This is a genomic window from Parabacteroides sp. AF18-52 (assembly GCF_003479145.1).
In the GTDB taxonomy this organism is placed as follows: domain Bacteria; phylum Bacteroidota; class Bacteroidia; order Bacteroidales; family Tannerellaceae; genus Parabacteroides; species Parabacteroides faecis.
In genome coordinates this window covers 21,390-42,577 of the sequence record NZ_QUGR01000011.1, presented here as the reverse complement: position 1 = coordinate 42,577, position 21,188 = coordinate 21,390, and the positions used below count along the sequence as shown (strand labels likewise).

21 protein-coding genes are annotated in these 21,188 nt (G+C 42.3%); 11 read left to right on the top strand and 10 right to left on the bottom strand.

Going from position 1 to position 21,188, the window contains the following annotated elements; all coding sequences use genetic code 11:
• Window position 1 precedes the first annotated feature (1 nt).
• The 8 genes from map to rplQ all read left to right on the top strand — a co-directional run bounded on the left by map (window position 2) and on the right by rplQ (window position 4,201).
• Window positions 2–787: a type I methionyl aminopeptidase gene (map, locus tag DWX23_RS17250; protein WP_122357144.1), complete on the top strand. Its 786-nt coding sequence runs from the start codon at window positions 2–4 to the stop codon at window positions 785–787.
• Between the two features lie 10 nt (window positions 788–797).
• On the top strand, window positions 798–1,016 hold the full coding sequence (gene infA / locus DWX23_RS17245; protein ID WP_009318521.1) for a translation initiation factor IF-1: 219 nt from the start codon (window positions 798–800) through the stop codon (window positions 1,014–1,016).
• Window positions 1,017–1,028: 12 nt separating this feature from the next.
• The gene (gene ykgO, locus DWX23_RS17240) at window positions 1,029–1,145 is read left to right on the top strand and encodes a type B 50S ribosomal protein L36 (RefSeq protein ID WP_005645768.1); all 117 of its coding nucleotides are present in this window, start codon (window positions 1,029–1,031) and stop codon (window positions 1,143–1,145) included.
• 34 nt (window positions 1,146–1,179) lie between these two features.
• Window positions 1,180–1,560 carry a 30S ribosomal protein S13 gene (gene rpsM, locus DWX23_RS17235; protein WP_009859527.1) on the top strand — a complete coding sequence of 127 codons (381 nt, stop codon included), beginning with the start codon at window positions 1,180–1,182 and terminating at the stop codon, window positions 1,558–1,560.
• A gap of 11 nt (window positions 1,561–1,571) precedes the next feature.
• Window positions 1,572–1,961 (top strand): 30S ribosomal protein S11, encoded by a 390-nt coding sequence (gene rpsK / locus DWX23_RS17230; RefSeq protein WP_005634781.1) that lies wholly within the window; start codon window positions 1,572–1,574, stop codon window positions 1,959–1,961.
• A 123-nt stretch (window positions 1,962–2,084) separates the two neighbouring features.
• A complete protein-coding gene (gene rpsD, locus DWX23_RS17225; protein ID WP_122357145.1) occupies window positions 2,085–2,690 on the top strand; it encodes a 30S ribosomal protein S4 in 606 nt (201 codons plus the stop codon).
• 12 nt (window positions 2,691–2,702) lie between these two features.
• Window positions 2,703–3,695: a DNA-directed RNA polymerase subunit alpha gene (locus DWX23_RS17220; protein ID WP_122357146.1), complete on the top strand. Its 993-nt coding sequence runs from the start codon at window positions 2,703–2,705 to the stop codon at window positions 3,693–3,695.
• A gap of 8 nt (window positions 3,696–3,703) precedes the next feature.
• Entirely contained in the window at window positions 3,704–4,201 is a 498-nt protein-coding gene (gene rplQ / locus DWX23_RS17215; RefSeq protein WP_122357147.1) for a 50S ribosomal protein L17, read from the top strand.
• Between the two features lie 78 nt (window positions 4,202–4,279).
• Here the strand turns inward: rplQ and DWX23_RS17210 are convergent, their stop codons facing one another.
• The 7 genes from DWX23_RS17210 to DWX23_RS17175 all read right to left on the bottom strand — a co-directional run bounded on the left by DWX23_RS17210 (window position 4,280) and on the right by DWX23_RS17175 (window position 10,476).
• The gene (locus DWX23_RS17210) at window positions 4,280–5,860 is read right to left on the bottom strand and encodes a lipopolysaccharide assembly protein LapB (RefSeq protein WP_122375387.1); all 1,581 of its coding nucleotides are present in this window, start codon (window positions 5,858–5,860) and stop codon (window positions 4,280–4,282) included.
• A 21-nt stretch (window positions 5,861–5,881) separates the two neighbouring features.
• Window positions 5,882–6,820 (bottom strand): PstS family phosphate ABC transporter substrate-binding protein, encoded by a 939-nt coding sequence (locus DWX23_RS17205; protein WP_122375386.1) that lies wholly within the window; start codon window positions 6,818–6,820, stop codon window positions 5,882–5,884.
• A gap of 198 nt (window positions 6,821–7,018) precedes the next feature.
• Entirely contained in the window at window positions 7,019–7,834 is an 816-nt protein-coding gene (locus DWX23_RS17195; protein ID WP_183672393.1) for an energy transducer TonB, read from the bottom strand.
• A gap of 14 nt (window positions 7,835–7,848) precedes the next feature.
• Entirely contained in the window at window positions 7,849–8,511 is a 663-nt protein-coding gene (locus tag DWX23_RS17190) for a biopolymer transporter ExbD (RefSeq protein WP_122375385.1), read from the bottom strand.
• A 12-nt stretch (window positions 8,512–8,523) separates the two neighbouring features.
• Window positions 8,524–9,132, bottom strand: coding sequence for a biopolymer transporter ExbD (locus tag DWX23_RS17185; protein ID WP_075558828.1), 609 nt, complete (start codon window positions 9,130–9,132; stop codon window positions 8,524–8,526).
• Between the two features lie 5 nt (window positions 9,133–9,137).
• Complete coding sequence (locus tag DWX23_RS17180; protein ID WP_122357152.1) at window positions 9,138–9,947, bottom strand: MotA/TolQ/ExbB proton channel family protein; 810 nt, start codon at window positions 9,945–9,947, stop codon at window positions 9,138–9,140.
• A gap of 130 nt (window positions 9,948–10,077) precedes the next feature.
• The gene (locus tag DWX23_RS17175; RefSeq protein ID WP_122375384.1) at window positions 10,078–10,476 is read right to left on the bottom strand and encodes a hypothetical protein; all 399 of its coding nucleotides are present in this window, start codon (window positions 10,474–10,476) and stop codon (window positions 10,078–10,080) included.
• A gap of 238 nt (window positions 10,477–10,714) precedes the next feature.
• Here DWX23_RS17175 and eno point away from each other — a divergent pair, with 238 nt between their 5' ends.
• Window positions 10,715–12,001: a phosphopyruvate hydratase gene (eno, locus tag DWX23_RS17170; RefSeq protein ID WP_122357153.1), complete on the top strand. Its 1,287-nt coding sequence runs from the start codon at window positions 10,715–10,717 to the stop codon at window positions 11,999–12,001.
• Window positions 12,002–12,081: 80 nt separating this feature from the next.
• Here eno and DWX23_RS17165 read toward each other — a convergent pair whose 3' ends face one another.
• From DWX23_RS17165 to DWX23_RS17155, 3 genes are all read right to left on the bottom strand, one after another.
• Complete coding sequence (locus DWX23_RS17165; protein ID WP_122375383.1) at window positions 12,082–14,640, bottom strand: T9SS type A sorting domain-containing protein; 2,559 nt, start codon at window positions 14,638–14,640, stop codon at window positions 12,082–12,084.
• A gap of 504 nt (window positions 14,641–15,144) precedes the next feature.
• Complete coding sequence (locus DWX23_RS17160; protein ID WP_122357155.1) at window positions 15,145–16,173, bottom strand: aminotransferase class I/II-fold pyridoxal phosphate-dependent enzyme; 1,029 nt, start codon at window positions 16,171–16,173, stop codon at window positions 15,145–15,147.
• Between the two features lie 52 nt (window positions 16,174–16,225).
• The gene (locus tag DWX23_RS17155; RefSeq protein ID WP_122375382.1) at window positions 16,226–19,225 is read right to left on the bottom strand and encodes a glycoside hydrolase family 3 N-terminal domain-containing protein; all 3,000 of its coding nucleotides are present in this window, start codon (window positions 19,223–19,225) and stop codon (window positions 16,226–16,228) included.
• A gap of 199 nt (window positions 19,226–19,424) precedes the next feature.
• Here DWX23_RS17155 and rplS point away from each other — a divergent pair, with 199 nt between their 5' ends.
• Together rplS and DWX23_RS17145 are read left to right on the top strand one after the other, a co-directional pair.
• A complete protein-coding gene (gene rplS / locus DWX23_RS17150) occupies window positions 19,425–19,772 on the top strand; it encodes a 50S ribosomal protein L19 (protein WP_122357157.1) in 348 nt (115 codons plus the stop codon).
• Between the two features lie 177 nt (window positions 19,773–19,949).
• Window positions 19,950–21,164, top strand: coding sequence for a sensor histidine kinase (locus DWX23_RS17145; protein WP_122357158.1), 1,215 nt, complete (start codon window positions 19,950–19,952; stop codon window positions 21,162–21,164).
• Window positions 21,165–21,188 lie beyond the last annotated feature (24 nt).

The window sequence follows — 21,188 nt, the reverse complement described above, 5'->3', positions numbered from 1 at the left end:
AATGATCTATTTAAAAACAGATGAAGAAATCGAGTTGATGCGTTCGGCCAATCAATTGGTCGGTCGGACACTGGGAGAATTGGCAAAACATATTGCTCCCGGGGTGACAACTCTTCAACTCGATAAGATTGCTGAAGAATTCATTAGGGATAATGGAGCTGTTCCAGCCTTTTTAGGGTATGGTGGTTTTCCTAACTCAATATGTGCTTCTGTCAACGAACAGGTAGTACATGGTATTCCTTCCTCAAAAGCAGTTTTAAAGGAAGGTGATGTAATATCTGTCGATTGTGGAACGATATTGAATGGTTTTGTTGGTGATTCTGCTTATACATTTTGTGTAGGTGAAGTTGCTCCGGAAGTAAAGAAATTGTTGAAAACAACAAAAGAATCTCTTTATCAGGGAATTCAACAGGCTGTGGAAGGAAAACGTGTTGGGGATGTAAGTCATGCAGTGCAGACATACTGTGAGTCGAAAGGTTACTCTGTTGTAAGGGAACTGGTGGGACATGGTATCGGACGCAAGATGCATGAAGAACCTGAAGTACCCAATTATGGACGATATGGCTGCGGACCTTTATTGCGTAGTGGAATGTGTATCTGCATTGAACCTATGATCAATATGGGAAGTAAGAATATCGTTTTTGAAAAGGACGGTTGGACAGTGCGTACAAAGGACAGAAAGTGCTCTGCTCATTTTGAACATTGTATAGCGATCAGACCTGACGGTCCTCAGATTTTGTCTTCATTTGAATTTTTAGAAGAAGTCCTAGGAAGTAACGCAATTTAATTTGATTTATATGGCTAAACAAGCAGCTATTGAACAAGATGGAGTTATTGTAGAAGCATTGTCAAATGCAATGTTTCGTGTAGAATTGGAGAACGGACATGAAATTACAGCTCACATATCAGGAAAAATGCGTATGCATTATATTAAAATTCTTCCTGGTGATAAGGTGAGAGTGGAAATGTCTCCGTATGATTTATCAAAAGGTAGAATTGCTTTTAGATATAAATAAAAATAACTAGATATGAAAGTAAGAGCATCTTTAAAGAAGCGTACCCCTGAATGTAAGATTGTAAGAAGAAAGGGTCGCTTATATGTAATTAACAAGAAAAACCCTAAGTATAAACAACGTCAGGGATAATTTATTATTTTTGCAAAATAATTAAGTAAGTAATATGGCTATAAGAATAGTTGGTGTAGACTTGCCACAAAATAAAAGAGGAGAAATCGCTTTGACTTATATCTATGGTATCGGTCGGAGTGCTTCAAAATCTATTTTAGAGAAAGCAGGCGTTGATCGTGATATCAAAGTGAAAGACTGGACAGATGATCAGGCCGCAAAAGTACGTGAAGTCATTGGCGCTGAGTACAAGGTAGAAGGTGATCTTCGTTCTGAAGTTCAGCTAAACATCAAGCGTCTGATGGATATCGGATGCTACAGAGGTGTTCGTCACCGTATTGGTTTACCATTGAGAGGTCAGAGCACAAAGAACAATGCTCGTACTCGTAAGGGTAAGAAGAAAACTGTTGCAAATAAGAAAAAAGCTACTAAATAATAAGAGTTGATATGGCAAAAAAAACAGTCGCAGCAAAGAAGAGAAACGTAAAAGTAGACGCTTACGGTCAAGCTCATATTCATTCTTCTTTCAATAACATTATTGTGTCTCTTGCCAATAGCGAAGGTCAGGTTATTAGTTGGTCTTCTGCAGGTAAGATGGGATTCAGAAGTTCTAAAAAGAACACTCCGTATGCCGCTCAGATGGCAGCACAAGATTGTGCTAAGGTAGCTTATGATCTTGGTTTGAGAAAAGTAAAAGTATTCGTAAAAGGACCGGGTAACGGACGTGAGTCTGCTATCAGAACTATCCACGGTGCCGGTATTGAAGTAACTGAAATCGTTGACGTTACTCCGCTGCCTCACAATGGTTGTCGTCCTCCGAAAAAGAGAAGAGTATAATTAACTATAGTTTCTTGAACATTGAATCCGGAATTGTGAATAGATTGCACAAAGACCTTATCCTCTCTGTAATCGCGGCTGCACGGTTCCAGATTCAGACAGAAAAATTAAAACAATAAAAAAATGGCAAGATATACTGGACCAAAAACAAGAATTGCCCGTAAGTTTGGTGAGGCTATATTCGGACCGGATAAAGTTCTTTCTAAAAAGAATTATCCTCCCGGACAACATGGTAACGCCAGAAAAAGAAAAACTTCTGAATACGGAATTCAGCTTCGCGAGAAGCAAAAAGCAAAATACACTTATGGTGTATTAGAAAAACAATTTAGAAACCTGTTTGAAAAAGCACAGCGTTCAAAAGGTATTACCGGTGAAGTTCTGCTTCAGTTACTGGAAGGCCGTCTGGACAATGTAGTTTTCCGTTTGGGTATGGCTCCTACAAGAGCAGCAGCCCGTCAGTTGGTTTCTCACCGTCACATTACAGTTGATGGTAAGGTTGTAAATATTCCTTCTTACTCTTTGAAAGCCGGTCAGATCGTTGGTGTTAGAGAGAGATCTAAGTCTATGGAAGTGATTGCTGATGCATTGTCAGGATTCAATCACAGCAAATATCCTTGGATTGAGTGGGATCAGTCTTCTTTAAGCGGAAAATTACTGCATCTGCCGGAAAGAACTGACATTCCTGAAAACATTAAAGAGCAGTTGATCGTAGAATTGTATTCTAAATAATAATTGATTTCCATGGCGATATTAGCATTTCAAAAACCCGATAAAGTATTAATGTTGGAAGCGGACAATTTCTTCGGAAAGTTTGAATTTCGTCCGTTGGAACCCGGCTATGGTATTACTATAGGTAATGCTCTGCGCCGTATTCTCCTGTCGTCGCTTGAAGGTTTTGCTATTACATCCATTAAGATCGAAGGGGTTGACCATGAATTTGGTACAATCCCCGGTGTTATTGAGGATGTAACAAACATTATCTTGAACTTGAAACAGGTACGGTTCAAGCATATTGTAGACGACATAGAGAATGAAAAAGTAAGTATTACTGTTTCGGGTTCCGAAGTGTTCAAAGCCGGTGATATAGGTAAACAACTGACCGGATTCGAAGTATTGAATCCTGATCTGGTTATTTGCCGTTTGGATCCGAACGCTAGTTTCCAGATTGAATTAACGATAAATAAAGGACGCGGATATGTACCTGCTGACGAAAACAGAGATCCGAATGCAGACGTTCACGTTATTGCTATTGACTCTATTTTCACTCCTATACGTAACGTTAAGTATTTAATCGAGAACTTCCGTGTTGAGCAAAAGACGGACTACGAAAAGTTGGTTCTTGAAATAGCCACAGATGGTTCTATTCATCCGAAGGAAGCGTTGAAAGAAGCTGCTAAGATTCTGATTCATCATTTTATGTTGTTCTCAGATGAAAAGATTGCGATCGAGACAGTGGATACTGACGGCAATGAAGAATTCGATGAAGAAGTTCTTCACATGCGCCAGTTGCTTAAGAGCAAGCTAGCAGATATGGACCTTTCCGTTCGTGCTTTGAATTGCTTGAAAGCTGCAGATGTTGAAACATTGGGTGAACTGGTTAAATTTAACAAGAATGACTTGTTGAAATTCCGTAACTTCGGTAAGAAGTCGCTCACTGAACTTGATGAACTGCTTGAAAGCCTGAACCTTTCATTCGGTATGGATATCACGAAATATAAATTAGATAAAGAGTAAGTAAAGCGATGAGACATAATAAGAAATTCAATCATTTAGGTCGTACAAATACTCACCGTGAAGCAATGCTGTCTAATATGGCTTCTTCTTTGATCAAGCATAAGAGAATCTTTACGACAACAGCAAAAGCGAAAGCACTTCGTAAGTTTGTTGAACCTCTGATCACAAAATGTAAAGAGGATACAACTCACTCAAGACGTGTAGTATTTAGTACTTTACAGGATAAAAACGCTGTAACAGAACTTTTCAAAGAAGTAGCTCAGAAGATCGGCGATCGTCCGGGTGGTTATACCAGAATCATTAAGACTGGTAACCGTTTAGGTGATAACGCTGCAATGTGCTTCATTGAGTTAGTTGATTACAACGAAAACATGTTGAAGGATAATGCAACTAAGAAAACTACGAAAACGAGACGTTCTCGTAAAAAATCTACAGCTGCTGAAACAGCTGCTCCGGTTGCTGAAGCTCCTGCAACAGAAGCAACAGAAGAAAAGGCTGCAGAATAATTTCTGTAAGTTATATAAAACAAAGACAGCCGTCATTTTTATGACGGCTGTCTTTGTTTTATATGGATATTAAATATCTTATTTAATATTTTCCAATGCTTCCTGTGCTGTAGCATTAGAAGGATCAATTGCCAGTATCTTATTCCAGTATGATTTGGAACTCTCCATATCCTCTTTAAGATAATAGTAATAAGCTAGATAGCGGTAACATTCCGTTAATTCATTACGATATTTGTCTTTATTTTTTTCCAGCATAGGAATACAGGTCTCATAATAGGGTTTAGCTAATCCCTGCTCTGTTTCCGGATCCAGTTGAGATTGTGTTCGCGCTTGCCATAAACTTCCCAGATGACTATCTGGTACACGTTCTTTTACTATAGCAAACAGGCTATCGGCTTTTGTTAAATAATTATTGGCTTCCAAGCTGTCTTTGGTCGCTGCTGAATAATAATATTTACCCAGTTGATAATAATCGGCCGCTTCCGATTCTTTACCTAATGACTCTATATACTGTGTATAGGCATTAATCGCCTCAGAATCTTTTTCACTATTACTGTATACTTCAGCAAGGTCTTTGTACACTTCTGTGTGAGCCGGGTTTTCTTTTATTGCTTTTAGCAATGCTTCTGCCGCTTTATCGTACTGCTTGGCTTTGTTGAGTAAGCGACCGTAGTATAAGTAATCCTGCCATATGTATTTAGCATCCGGATCATTGAAAAATGTATTGATTTCTTCAAGTCCTTTTTCATATGCTTTTGTTTCATAGTTATTATAAATGCATAGACGTTTTAATAGGAAATTATTGGGATCGATTGCCTGTCCATCATTAATCACCTGACTTGCTTCTGCATATTGCTTGTTGAAGAACAGAGCAGATGCGTAATGAATCAGATTGTCAATAGAGTAAAGACCTCCTGCCATATATGTTTTATATGCAGCTACCGCTTTGGAGTATGTTCCCTGTAATGAATAAATATTGCCAAGTTGATTATAGGCGGGAAGATAATCCGGATAGTTTGTAATTACTTTTTGGAGCATTTCTATGGATAATGCCGGCTGAACGCCCTGGTAAACATTTGCGTATTTGAGATAAGCTTCTTTGCAGGAGGGATCGAAGTGAATCGCTTGTTCATATCTGCCGGCAGCATCTCCCGGTTTATCTTCACTGATTAACATATCGCCTTCATATATGTAAATTGCCGGATCATTGATGTTATACTTTTTGGCATTATCAAGAGCAGCCTTTGCTTCTGAATTCATTCCATAAGTTGAATAAGCTCTGGCAATGGCTACATAAACCGATACATTTTTCTTATCAACTTTGGTTGCTGTATCAAATGCTTTTTGGGCTGCCGCCTTGTCTGTTTTTAGTAATACTTTCCCTTCTCCCACCTTATTATAAGCGTAATCGGAAGAAACAACCCAACCTTTTTGATAGTTAGCCAGGGCATCGGGTGTTTTTCCGGCGTCGAAGGCTATTTCTCCCAGGTAATAGAGCGCTTCTGCCTGTTCTGCGGGAGAACCGTTTAACTGTTTATTGAAAAGCTGGCTTGCAATCGTCGGTTCACCGGCTTTATAATAGGCAATACCTTGTTGGTTATCAGCGTGAATAGCTATCGCTATCAGGCTTAATATGAGTATATATAAATTCTTTATCATAATGATTGATGTTTATAGGGTTTATAATTGATCTCTGACATTGACCAGCCGGACAGGTTGTGTAGCCGGAAGAATTCCTGATTTGAGAATGATCCGTTGCCCCCGGTCGCTGGTGATAAAGGTGGTAAAACCGGAAGCCAGTCCCATACGCGGTTCTGACAGGATCAGGTAAACAGACCTTGTCATTGGATATTCCTTTAGGGCTATGTATGCCTGATACGGTTTAAAGCTATTGGTAACGGTCGCTTTTCTGTAACGACTGACTGCCATCACTTTTATATCGTCCAGAAAACTCATACATGTTGAATCCAGTGGGTTACTGATCCAGTTTACTCCAATGATACCCAGTGCTCCCGGAGTTCTAGATACATAATCCATTACCTGCCGGTTATCTTTCATCGCATGGAGATTACCACTCAACGGTTCTCCGCCGCAGATTGAATCGATAGCATAACGAACAGTTCCGGAATTCGGATTGTCGAATACCACTTCTATTTTTCCTGACTTATTATCCGTAGTAAACTCTTCCCAGTCCTTGATCTTGCCTGTCAGTATATCTTTTAATACCGGAATGCCGATCAGAGAGTCTGTATTTTGTCTGTTTGTGATTAAAGCGATAGCATCGGTAGCGATATGAATACTTTTGGGAAATAGCTTTCTGCCGTTCATATATTCAGTCTCTTCCTGGGTTAGCGGTCGTGAAGCGATTGCCAACCGTGTACTGTCATGTAATAAGCGGTTGATCGTTTCTGTTTCACCGGAGAAGTAGGGAACGATACCAGCTTCTTTATAAAGACTTTCAAACACGGCGATCTCTTCCTCTATGATCGGAGTAAAGCAACCGTCGGAGGCAATTGCTATTACACCGCTCGTAGGAGTATCGTCCGGCGAATTGCTATTCTTGCTGTTGCATGAAGCTAACACCGCTATACATATTATTATATACAATAGATTTCTCATCGTTTATTGTCTTTTACCAGCCTATATCCTCTGAATATTGTGTAACAAAAGAATAAGACACCAAATATCATCCGCATATAGAATGACATATTCTCGTTAAACAAGTTCGTGAAGATTAGAAGAAAAGACATGCCGAGGTATATCACAATCATGGATATACCCCAAACAAGCCTCGTATTTATACACTTTACCTCCATCTTATTGCAATCTGAAGCGTACCGGGACTGTGAAATAGACCGGTACAGGTTTACCATTTTGTTTTCCCGGGACCCATTGCGGAAGAGACTTGATAACACGTATCGCCTCTTTGTCGCAGGATGGATCCAACTGTCTTAGGATCTCCACCTTGGTGACTTCGCCTGTCGGACTGACAACAAAGCGGAGTGTGACTGTTCCTTCGATACCATTTTCAGCAGCGATTACCGGATACTTTAAATGAGTACTGATGTATTTCAACAGTGCTTCGTTCCCACCGGGGAATTGTGGCATCTGTTCAACAGCTACGTAAGGAGTCGTTTCCTCCTCGATCACTTCTTTGTTATCTTTCAGGTCGGCGATGTCGATTGCGTCTTCACTGTCAGAGCCTTTTACATCGGCAACAGAGATAGCCAACTTGGATGTGGTCAGCTCTTCCTGTGTTTTGATCTCCTCTTCATCCCTTACATCTTTATCCGCTTTGATGACAGGCGGAGTAAATTTGATCGTACTTTTCAGTACGGGAGGAGGAGGGGCCTCGATATTACGAATTTGATTTTCTTCCGGCACCTTCGTTTCCATCTGCAGGTTGGAAAGTGTTGTAACTTCCAGTACCTGCTCTTTGGTATGTTGCGGGATGACAGATTTGATTAAAGCCGGAATGGTCATTACCAGGATTGCTCCGATGGTAACGACGACCAGGGCACGAATATGTCTGCGGGAAGAATTTTTGCGTAGCTCATAAGCTCCGTATTCTTTATTCTTTCCTTTGAAGATCAAATCGGTCCATTCCGGTGAGTTTAGATTTATATTATTAATATTAATCATGATCGTCATTTTTTATTCGCCTGGGCGATCTCCTTGGATAGTTCGCCCCCGCTTTTTAGATTATCAACCAGGAATTTGTCTCCGTCAGTGATATCGACAATCGCATATTTACCTATGTTGCAAATCTGCATTTCGTCGAGTGCATCCACTAAGTCTTTGTAAGAAGCATCGTCGGTAGCTTTGATCAGTACGACCGGTGCGTCTTTACCTCCTTTTATTTCTGCGGCTTGCTTTTTGAACTCATCTTCGGAGATTTCTTTATTCAGCTTTTTTACTTTCAGTTCCGTGATCTTCTGTACGGCATCGGCGTTACGTTCCAAAAGAATGTTACGTAATCCGGTGGAAGAGAAGTCGGTAGTCTGCAGCGATTCAACATGTTCGTAATCCGGTTCGCCGAAATAGTAATACACCTTGCTGTCTTCACCCAGTATAAGAGTGATGGCTTTGGAGGCTTTTACTTTCGTCTGTTCGGCTTCCGTCACATGGTCTTTCGACGGCATACTGATCTCCATGGTCTGCGGTTTGCTGAGCGAAGTACAGAGCATGAAGAAAGTAATCAGCAACATGTTCATATCCACCATCGGAGTAAAGTCCACACGGATATTCACCTTTTTCTGTTTACCTTTCTTGCCGTCGCCTTTTCCTTTATCTGTATTTACTTCTGCCATAACGTTTGTTGTTTAGGCATTGTCAGGTACATTTTTGAGAGTAGTGATCAGGTTATACCTGTTTTCCCTCAAGTCCTGCAATGTGTTCATAATGTTCTTAATCTTCGGATAAGGAGTCTGTTGATCGGCTTTAATGGCAATCACCAGGTCACGGTTTACTTCGCGGGCATGTTGAACCCACGCTTTAAACTGGTTGTTGGTACTGTCGGCCGGGATTCCGTAGTTGACTATTAACCGGTCTTGTTCGGATCCCGGGAGATTCAAAAACTCCTGCATATTCTGGATAGGCACACCGAAGGAAGGAAGCAGACTGAATTCATATATTTCTTTGTCGGTAAAGTTTATACCATAATCTTTTCCCAGCATCTTCAATACATTTGCCTTATCTTCCTGTTTATCCAGGCTCATAAATACTTTCCCGTCCGGGTCTACCAGGATTGAAAGAATATTCGTTTCCGGTATTTTGATTTCGGAAACAGACCCCGGTGTCGTTACCATAACCGGTTCTTTCTGAATAAAGGTAGATGTCAGCATAAAGAAAGTAAGCAGCAATACCGTTACGTCACTCATTGCCGTCATGTCAATGAATGTACTTTTGCGTTTTACTATGATCTTAGGCATATGCTTCAGTGTTTAGCGGCGAATGTCTGTACGATAGAGAAACCTATCTCGTCAATAGCATAGGTAATATTATCTATTTTACTGGTGAAATAGTTGTATGAGATGATGGCCATGGCACCGGTGGCGATACCTAAAGCCGTATTAACCAGCGCTTCAGAGATACCAGTAGACAAAGCAACGGAGTCGGGAGCACCTGCATTAGCCAAAGCGGCGAACGAACGGATCATACCTAATACTGTTCCCAGCAACCCAAACAAGGTACCTAACGTTGAGATCGTAGCGATGACAGGCAAGTTCTGTTCCATAGTAGGTAATTCCAGCGCCGTACTTTCTTCAATCTCTTTTTGAATGATGACCATCTTTTGTTCTTTTGTCTGGTCTGCTCTTTGTTCTACATCCGCATAGCGTGTCAGAGCTGCGTTAACGACATTGGCAACGGAGCCTTGCTGTTCTTTACAGGCTGCTTTTGCGGCATCCAGATTACCTTCTTCCAGGTCTTTCTTTATGGTCTGCACGAACCCCATCAATCCTTTTTTCCCTTTGGAGCGGCTGATAGCGATGAAACGTTCTACACTTAATGTAATAACAGTCAATAGAAGAGTGATTACAACAGGAACTATATAACCCCCTTTATAGATCGTACCTGCATAATTTCCGGGAAGCGGATGGTTGTCAGGATTATTATCCATGAAGTTAGATGGATTACCCAGGACGAATTCAAAGAAACATACAGCCAGGATAAAGCAAACGATAATAACGATACCGGCTGATACGCCGTTGGATGTTTTTAATATAACAGATTTATTTGTTTTCATAATTTTGATATTATATTGGAGATAATAAACAGAAAATAATAGTCTGAGTGCACAAATAAGGGAATGTGCATTCGGATCATACCTTACAAAAAAGGCATAACCATCGATTACAGTTGTTTAATCTATAATATCAAATAACGAGTTTTCGTAAAACGTAGATCCAAAGATTTCCACATTTACGAAGCGAAGAGTAGTTTATGGTTTGAATAGTAGATAAAGTCTCTGATACTTTATATTGTATAGCTTGACCTTTCAGATGTAGGAGGAGAAGGTTTTTATTGTTGTTCGATAATTTGAACAGTCGTTCGTAGTTATCGGAAGCCGGTTTGGTACGGGCTGTTATATCGTAAGACTCAAGAGGAATTTTCCCTAACTCAAACTTCTTAAGCTCTTTATTCAGAGAAGAGGTGCTTGCATTGTCATTTGTGTAACCTTGTTGGACTATCGTTCCACTATCTGCATTGAACACTACCTCCTGACCGATAAGGACCAGAATAAAGAGTGTCAATATGGATAGAATCTTTTTCATAACCCAACAAAACAAGACTTTTTATGTTAAAACAGTTGGAAGTTGCAAATGGTTGAAACTTTTTAGGAAAAAATTGTCAACCATTACAAGGCGCAAATTTAGATAAAATATTGAATTGAAAAAGAAACTCTTCTATTTATTCATCGAAAAACTCTATAAGGGACTGGCAACAATCAGCGTGTAAACTTTGTTATATTTGTACTGAGTGAAAAATAATAGAGTACTAAATATTTAGGTTATGAAAATTGAAAAAGTAATAGGTAGAGAAATCCTTGATTCCCGTGGAAATCCGACAGTAGAAGTAGATGTACTTCTTGAATGTGGTGCGTTTGGCCGTGCTGCTGTTCCCTCTGGTGCTTCAACCGGTGAAAACGAAGCAATCGAACTTCGTGATGGCGATAAAAAACGTTATAGCGGCAAAGGTGTTCTGAAAGCCGTAGATAATGTGAACAAGATTATTGCACCAGCAATTATCGGTATGAGTGCTTTGAACCAGCGTGAGATCGACCATAAATTGATCGCTTTGGACGGAACAAAGACGAAGTCTAAGCTGGGAGCCAATGCCATGCTGGGTGTTTCGCTTGCCGTAGCTAAAGCTGCCGCCAATTATCTGGACCAGCCGCTTTACCGTTATATCGGCGGAACGAATGCTTATGTGCTGCCTGTTCCGATGATGAACATTATCAATGGTGGCTCGCACTCCGATGCTCCGATTGCATTTCAGGAATTTATGATCCGCCCGGTAGGCGCAAAGAGTTTCCGTGAAGGTTTGCGTATGGGAGCCGAAGTATTCCACGCATTGAAGAAAGTTTTGCACGACCGTGGTCTGAGTACTGCTGTTGGTGATGAAGGAGGTTTTGCTCCGGCTCTTAACGGAACAGAGGATGCACTGGGTTCTATTATGGCTGCAATTAAGGCTGCCGGATACGAGCCGGGTAAGGATGTAACTATCGCTATGGACTGTGCTTCGTCTGAGTTCTATGATAAGAAAGGAACTTACGATTATACCAAATTTGAAGGTCCGAATGGTGCAAAGCGTACAGCTGCCGAACAAGTATTATATCTGACCGAATTAGTAAATAAATATCCGATCGACTCGATCGAAGACGGTATGGATGAAAACGACTGGGAAGGTTGGAAGAAGTTAACCAAGGCTTTGGGTGACCGTATTCAGCTGGTGGGTGATGACTTGTTTGTTACAAACGTAGAATTCCTCAAAAAAGGTATTGAAGAAGGTTGTGCCAACTCTATCCTGATTAAGGTAAACCAAATCGGAACATTGACTGAGACACTGGATGCTATCGAGATGGCTCACCGTAACGGATATACTTCTGTAACTTCACACCGTTCAGGAGAAACGGAAGATGCTACGATTGCCGACATCGCTGTTGCTACTAATTCAGGACAGATCAAGACCGGTTCGTTGAGCCGCTCAGACCGTATGGCTAAGTATAACCAGCTGCTTCGCATTGAAGAAGAATTGGGTAACCTGGCTGTCTATGGCTATAAGACTTACAAAAAGTAAGAAATAGATTTGATATATATTTGAAAGCCTCCCTGGTAGAATTATCAGAGAGGCTTTTTATGTATATGCAGATTTATCCTTTAGTGCTTTATACCTTGTATGGTCTTTGTCCCTTCCTCTGTAGAAAGCCTGAAGAAATAAATGCCAGTGGATAGGCTGCTGGTGTTCAGTATGTTGTTCGGACGTTGTATTTTCCGTGCCAGTTTGCCATCAGAAGAATAAACTTCCAACACCTTTACCTGCTGGTGATTTTGTATCTGAACTTCTTCGCTGAATACACGAGGGTGAATATCTATTTCCTCTTTAACCGGTGTCAGTTCGTTGCTGACGCTTGTTTCTATTCGGGCACTGACGGGAAGACTTTCCTCTTTCCCATAGAGGGCCGATACCTGAAACAGCGATACGTCGGAGATTCTGTTTTTGACCGTATATTGTGTTTGTGAGCCCGGCAGTGTCGCTAGTGGAGATTGATCCTGATATACCTTATATTCCGTCAATTCAGGGAAAGCTGTGATCAGGGAACTTTCGGGCAAATCAGAAACAACATTTGATCTTTTGACTGACAACCGACGTGTCTCCGAGGGTTCGGCTGGAGTAACCGGTATGCGTCGCATACCGGATGCCGTATAGTTTGAAGTTAATTCACCATCCTGAGATGAAATGTTAATGGCCAGGAGTGTATTGGCATTTAACTCCTCCTTTGCGAAAGTTTTCCACTCTTTTCCGTCTAACGAATAAATATTTCCTTTTCCATCTATTGCCGGTCCCTCATCAACGAAAGCCGGATAAACGTCATTGCCATATTCTTTCACATGGATGGCTACCAGTAGCTCCTGATTAGAATCGATTACAAAGGGTGTTTTGAGTTTGACCGAATTGAATTTGTCAGGATCGGATTCGATGACATCTTCTTCATAGATACGATTTCCTTGCTTGATATATATACCGTATGTTACATTCGATACCGGATAGATGCAGACGTGTGTAATCGTTTTCTTATGCACGGGGGACAAGTCGCTCGTGTCCCATTTTTGTGCGAAATAGAAAGGTTCCCCTCGTAATCCGTATTGATTGTAACGGCTTGACGTACCCCATCCTGCTAACTGATCGTATAAGGGAGCCGACCATTTCAATAAAATATCTCTGTTGTCTGTTTCCTGATATGTCAGATCGGCGGGGCCTTTATAGTTACTTCCTATCGTTTCCCCCGTTTGCGTCATTCCATACAGCGTGGTTACTCCCGTTTGCAATGGGTCGAGCCAGAGATCCATCCTGCCTGTATTGTTTTCGCTGTATTTATTCCAGTGGAAGGATAATTTGCCATATAGGTTGATGCCTTCGGGGTCTTCGCAACTGGAGTCACCTCCGCTCAATGTCCCGATGATTAATCCGTTACTGTTGAACAGCGGTGAACCGGAAGAACCGCCTTCGGTTACTCCGTGTCCGTTGGGGGTTGCATCGTAGATGACATTCCAATGAGCGTTTTTCGCTCCTGTTTGCCCAGTGTCTCTATTCCGCCAGGTTGCTGATTCTGTGGGATATTTACCGTAAGTGGATATCTTCATATAGTCGCCTGCCGGATGGTGAATTCCGACTCCGGAGAGAGAAGGTTTGTTTATACGATCCCATCCATTGAAAAACACATCGTAATCGTCCGGTATATTCTGATTCAATAACAGGAGCAGGCCATCTGAACCGTATTCGACAGGGATAGCAACTTTTCGGGTACAACCGACCATGGTTTTGATCGGAAGGATCGGTGATTCGTTATCGCAACCCGAGTGTTCTTCGTGAAAATAAAACAACCATTGATTCAGCTCTTCTTCGGTAGCCTCCTTTGTTCCAGACATATTCTGTGAGCAGTGGAAGGCACTTAATACATAAGGTTTTTTATCTTTCGCTGTGTTATTTATCAAAGAAGCAGAACAGATATAGGTGGCATCGTCTATCAATTGTATCATCTGAATGATTCCTTTCTTTTGGAGTTGCCAGCTGTCTCCCTCTTCGCAATTGATGTTAACCTGGCAAGGACCTGACTGACCGGCACCGGGGGCTTCAATGGATAAGTGGTTGTATCCGTATCCTACCTTGTCGATTCGCAGAAGCACTTCTTTTCCAGAGGGGGCGGGTACATATTCCAGTACAGCTTCATCACCAGCGATAAGTTCGGTTGCAAAAGCTCCGTTTTGAGGATGTGTACGGTTGGTATAGGCTCCCAATACCTGGGTTTTGTTTGCATTGTAAATATACAATTTGCCTCCTTCCGGAATGTAGAAGTCGGAATAATAGAAGATCAGGGCAATTGCATCTTTCGCCTGCAGATGTAACTGCCATACTTGCTGGCCATCAGGTAAGGTGATCCAGTCCCCGTCGTTCGCTATGTTGAAGTCGGTGTCGATTACTTTGGCAATACACAGCGGAGCACCTTGGCTAACATGCCATGCATCGACAACTTTTAGGTCTTCGACACTGAAATTTACCGGGATTTGTATGGCTTGCTCTGTACTTCGCAAGTTAGATTTGAACTGAAAACTAGGCGGCAGGCCTCCCTCGCTGATCTGTGCCTGTAAACTAACGACTGTAAAGAGACAAAAAAGGCATATGATCAGTTGTCGTAAAAGTCGGTTGCAAAGATTCATAGAATCGATATTTTTATATTAATATTAATGTGTATAATTCGGATCTCTTATCGACCGGAGTGTTCAAACTCAAGACGATACTGGTAATTCTTTACAAAGATAAAAGTTTCTGTAAAGGATATTATAGATCGTTCTCTTTTTCTTGTTGTTTTATTTGTTGTATACAGTTTGGTGCCGGGTATTGAGGATTAAGCAATTTTATCCTGTATATTAATCGTTAAGCATATGACTTTTAACCGTTTTTCTTATGACTTTGATATAAGTAAGGTCTCTGTTTTATTTTTGTAAGGCATAGGTTGCATATGTGTAGTGTATGCTTTACGAAAAAGAAAAGCATGCATTACCTATAAAGATGTACGGACTTTTACATCTAATACCAGGAAGGTTGTCTTTTAGATGGTGGGAATAACGATCTTAATCGTTTAGAACTGAAAAAACATTCCCGGCATGTCAATCTGATAGATATGCCGGGATTGAATTATAAATTGTAAATCAACTCTTTACTTATAATTGGGCGAACCATTCGCGGATCGCATCGATCAGAATCTGATTCTCTACTGTTGTCTGGGTGGACAGGCGGATATACGTTTCATCCAGTCCGCGGAAGTTGGATGCATCGCGGATCAGGATACCGTAATTGTCCCATAAATACTTTTTCAATTCGGCAGCTGTCCCTTTTTTCAGGCGGACAAGGAAGAATGTTGTGGCCGTTGGTATCACTTCCAGATTGTCGAATTTATTCAGCTGATAGATCAGTTCGGCTGTTTCACGTTGCCATTTGCGGATAGGCAGGGTGAACTGGGCCGGATGGATCAGGATATATTTGCTGGCTTCGAGTGCGATGGCATTGACCGACCAGGGGATGATATATTTGTTTACTTCCGCTGCTATTTCAGGAGAAGCGACCAGATAGCCGATACGTAATCCTGGAATATTGTATGCTTTCGATATGGACTGGATCAGGATCAGGTTCGGGTTGTTCTTTACGTCGGAAGGTTTCAACATGTCTTCTGTCGTAAAGGCTACATAAGCCTGGTCGATGATAAACTTCGTATTGCGGTTAGCTGCGATCAATCTCAGAAGCTCAGAACGGTGAAGCAGTTTTCCGTCCGGATTGTTAGGATTACATATCCAGCAGAAATCCTGTCCTTCCAGAGAAAGTTCCGAAAGATCATCGGAGGTAGAGAAGAAATTGATTTCATGTTCATGCAGGCGGCAAGCATCTTCATATTCCGAGAATGAAGGTACGGCAATGGTGGATTTAGCCCCTTTCCATGCCTGGGCGATCAGATAGAAGGCAGTTATCGAGCCGTTTGTCACCACTACATTTTCTTCTTTTATTTCATACCGGCGGGCAAGCAGTCTTTTCAGTGATGCAGCATCCGGCTCCGGATAACGTGTCAGTTTACTGAACTGTTCATTAAGATGTTCCTTGAGTTTATCAAGGTTAGCACCGTGCCATACGTTAGAACTGAAGTTTATCTTCACTTCATTCTGCGAATTGTAAAAGTCATCACCGTGTCCGAATAGCATACTTTATTTGTTTTAGTAATTAATGTTGTTATAATAAGGTGGTGCAAAAATACTAATCTTTTTGGCTTTTCCTATCAATCGCCTTATAGATTGCATCCTGTATGCGTGTACGGATATCTAAGGCGCTGAGTTTGTTGTTGGTCCGTGACGGATTAACCCTGTTGCAGAGGAATATATAAAGTAACTGATTATCCGGGTCCACCCAGAAACAAGTTCCGGTAAAACCTGTATGGCCGTACGTCGAAGGTGGTGTCAGGTTACTACAGGGGGAACCTTTGTGCGTTCCGACGGCAGGCTTGTCGAAACCCAGTCCGCGGCGGCTTGTCGGGCTTTTGCTTTGAGTGAAAAGGCGGCAGGTTTCTGCTGACAAGTATGGTTCGTTGCCGTATGTGCCCTGGTTCAGGAAAAGCTGTAAAACTTTCGCCAGGTCGTTGGCATTCGAAAACAGTCCGGCGTTACCGGATACACCTCCCTGGAAGGCGGCAGCCTCGTCATGTACATAACCGCGTAATAACTGGCGGCGTACGAACTGGTCATTCTCGGTTGGGACGATTTGCAGGCTGTCCATTCTTTGGAGTGGATTATAGGTCGTGTGCCAGGCTCCCAACCGACTGTAGAAATCGTTATGAAGCAACTGGTCCATCGGCTGTTTCATCTGATTTTCCACCATCATTTTCAGCATGATGAAGTTGACACAGCTATATACGTACTTTCCGCGTGTACCGAGCCGTGAGTCTTTTATATCCTGCATGATACTGTCTTTGAAAGAGTCGTGCAGGTAGAAGTTGCGGGCGACTTCGGTGGTAAATCCCGGCTTTTGGGTGGAAGATACCAGTTCCGGCAAGTATTTGAAGTCGTTGCGGACATAGGTCTTGGCATCGAAGCGTACCGGATGTGTAGCATTCTTTTCGCGGCTGTAAAGACTTCCTTTATAGCTGTCTTTATCAATTGCATCCAGGTAAAAGTTGATTGTGGAGATAACCCCCGACTGATGGTAAAGCAGTTCCTTTATATTCAGGTCTTTTTTATTGGAGTCCTTCAATTCAGGAACATAATCCGATATTTTGTTATTGAGGGTGAACTTCTTTTCATCGTAGGCTTTCATTACCGCTAATAATGTACCTGCCGCCTTGGAGGCAGAGGCGAGGTCGTAGACGGATTTTTCTTCTACTTGCTGTTTCTGGTCGTAATCAAAATAGCCGAATGATTTATCGTAAATGATCATTCCGTCTTTAGCTACCAGTACCTGACAACCGGGATAAGCTTTTTGTTCGAGTCCGTCTTCAGCAATCGCATCGATAACGTCCAGACGTACGGCATTGGCTCCGACTTCTTCCGGTTCATGGTAGCCGAGCCGTGTCTTTTCAGTAAAGATACCTGAACCGGCATGGAATAGTCCGGGAATCGTGACAGGCAGCTTGCCTTTGGCCGGGACTCCTCCGAAAATGACTTGTGCAGCATATTCCTGTGCAAGAGGGGTGCCTTCGTATCCCATGACAACCGCTTTGGCCTTCATGATGGAACTCTTATATTCTTTACAGGAATAAGGCAGGGTAAAGAAAGCGAAGACTACTTCTTTTTTTGAGGTTAACTGGCGGAGTAACAGGCTTTCGGGGATACGGACAGTATGTATGCCGCAGATGATCACATCGTATTTTTCCAGTTGTTTATAGATGTTCTGAACTTGTGCGGCAGTTGAATTGCGGCTGATGCTAAAACAAGCAACACTGTCATAGCGTCCCAGCATTTCCTGAAACTCATTTCCGACGGATGCACCGATAGACAAAGCTGCAATCTTTTTTTTATCCAATTGTTTGAGCGGAACTATATTCTCTTCGTTCTTCAACAAAGTGATTGCTTCCGCGTTGAGCTTGGCTGCCAGCCAGGCGGCATGCGGTGAGTTCAGTCGTTTGCTTAACCCTTTCGTGTCGACCGGACGATAGTTGTTCAGTCCGGTAATATATTTATATTGAAGGATCTTTATGCATTTAGCCTCAATGTCCTCTATGCTGAGGATACCTTCGTCGATCGCTTCTTTGACAGCGGTAAAGTCATTGATCGGAGCTGCTGGTGCAAGCAAAATATCATTTCCTGCCAACAACGCCTTCACCGACGGGTTATCCGATTTGCGGGTGGTTGCACCTTTCATAGCGAGTGCGTCAGTGAAACACAGACCTCTGAAACCCAGCTCCTCTTTCAACAGTCCGGTGACGATAGGGCGGGAGAGGGAAGAAGGCAGGTTACGGGTTTTATCCAATGCCGGGATATAGAGATGTCCGGTCATGACTCCCGCATAACCATCATAGATATATCGTTTGAAAGGATATAGTTCGACACTGTCCAGACGTGCCCGGTCGTGGTGGACGGCCGGTAACGTGTTATGTGAATCTTCCGCTGTATCGCCATGTCCGGGAAAATGTTTGGCAACGGAGATGATGCCTGCACCTTCCAGACCGCGGGCATACGCAATTCCCTTGTCGGCCACAGCCCGCGGATTCTCACCGAAAGAGCGCAGGCCGATGACCGGATTGTCTGTATTGCTGTTCACATCTATGTCTGGGGCAAAGTTTATTTGTATCCCCATCTCTTTGCACTGGCGGGCTACTTCCCGGCCATATTCTGTGATCAGTTTATCATCTTCGATAGCTCCCAGCATCATGTTCTTCGGGAAACGGGTCGTTCCGCTGAGTCGCATGGACAGCCCCCACTCCCCGTCCAGCGAAACGAACATCGGGACACGAGATGCTTTCTGCAGCCGGTTGGTCACTTCCGCCTGGGTGATCGGATTCCCTTTATGGAAAAGGATCCCGCCGACCTTTATCTCATTCACATACCGCATCAGCCGTTGCATATTGCGGTTCTCCGATTTCGGCTCGGCTATGACCATAAAGAGTTGCCCTATCCGTTCGTTGTAAGTCATTGTATCGAACACGGAATCAACCCAGTGATTCATTTTTGCCTGATCGACGTTACGGTACATATTGGGTATAGTCTGTGCTTTGGCAGTCAGTAAACACACAGAGCAAAACAGTATTGTAAGTATCTTCCTCATCTTCACGTAATCATTATTATTCTCCAAAAATAAACAAATCTGCCGAGGTTTTATACGAGTGACGCAAATATTCTTCAATCTATTTGCGTATCAAATAAATCTTTCGTTACTTTGCATCCGCTTTGCGCAATCTCTGTCGGGACAGGTCGCCCGTTATATTGCGTTTCATTTTAAATTACAATTAAAAAGCTATAAAACAATGGATTTAATTAAGATTGCAGAAGAAGCGTTTGCTACAAAGAAGGAGTATCCTTCATTCAAGAGTGGTGACACTATTACAGTAGCTTACCGTATTAAAGAAGGTAACAAAGAACGTATCCAGCAGTACAGAGGCGTAGTGATCCGTATCTCAGGACATGGTGACAAGAAACGTTTCACTGTTCGTAAGATGTCTGAAAACGTTGGTGTAGAGAGAATTTTCCCGATCGAATCACCGTTCATCGAAAGCATCACTGTTAACAAGCTGGGTAAAGTACGCCGTGCTAAATTGTATTACCTGCGTGCTCTTACAGGTAAGAAAGCAAGAATCAAAGAAAGAAGATTCTAATCCGTTTGGATTTAATTGCCATACAAAAAGCCATCCGATTTATTCGGGTGGCTTTTTTGTTGGATACAGGTTTCATTGGAAAAGGGACGTTTCACCGATGTTTTTGTCCGTTTCGTCGATAGGAATTTTTCATGTAAGCGGGGAACGTTATCTTTACGTCCTATAAATTAGTCCTGTATGTTACGTTCCGGAAAGAGTGAGTTGTTGATTGGTTTTACAATATCCGTACTATTGACCCTTTTTGTCAATTTCCCGATGTTGATGCGTAGTTATGATCATGCGGTCAATATGACGAATGACAAATATATGATGGCGCCTCCTGTACTGTTGCATGGTTATTTCTTTTATTTTCCTTTGGTTTGGTTTTTCCTGTTTGCCTTCATTCTTTTTATGGTGGATGTACAGATGTATAAGGTGGGGGATAAACTGTTGAAGCTAAAAGAATATAAAGTAGTCTTGTTTGCCGGGGCAGTCAGTTTTCTTGTCGGGCTGGGGCTTCTGACGGTCTACCCGTTTGCCCAGAGTGAATTTCTGGCGCAAGATATGGAGATTCACGAGTTTATTATAAAGGATGTCCCGAATGTGAAGGTATCTTCTTCCGATAAGATCATTCCGGGATACGGGCGGCCTGTTTCAAAGGCGAGAGACCGGATGGAGACTGTAGCCATTAGCCGGATGGCATCACCTCCCTTCTTTTTTCATCCGCAACTCACGGAGCATCTGTTTGTTTTATTGACCGTACTTCTGAGTGTGCTCCTGATCCGTCTACTCAGCGGTAAACAACAGATGATGCTGGAATATGAACAGTTGAAAACGGAAAAGCTGCAAACATCATACAATGCCCTGATGGGACAGATCAATCCCCATTTTTTCTTTAATTCACTCAATGGTCTTAATTCGCTGATCCGTAATGGAGAAAAGGAACAGACACTGACTTATCTGGATGAACTGTCGAATGTATTCCGTTATATCCTCCAAAGCAATAAGAAGGAAATGGTTACGCTGGCAGAAGAATTACAGTTCGTAAAAGCCTATACTTATCTGCTGGGGGTACGCTATGAAGGCAAACTGTTTTTTTCCATACAGGCCGAACCGGCCCTGCTACTTTGGTCGCTTCCTATCCTGAGCGTACTGCCGTTAATTGAAAATGCAGTCAAACATAATGTGATCAGCAAGCAGTATCCGTTGCAAATCGACATTTATACTACAGGGGAGAACATGTTGGTGGTCTCCAATAAAGTTCAGCCGAAGGTTGAGGAGGAGCACAGTAGCGGTATCGGCTTAAAGAATCTCTGGGGGCGTTACCGTTTGTTGACCGGTAAAGATATCAATATCTCCAACCGGAAAGAATATTTCAAAGTGTCCCTTCCTTTATCGAATAAACCGGTATGAATAAGATCCAGATTATTATAAACC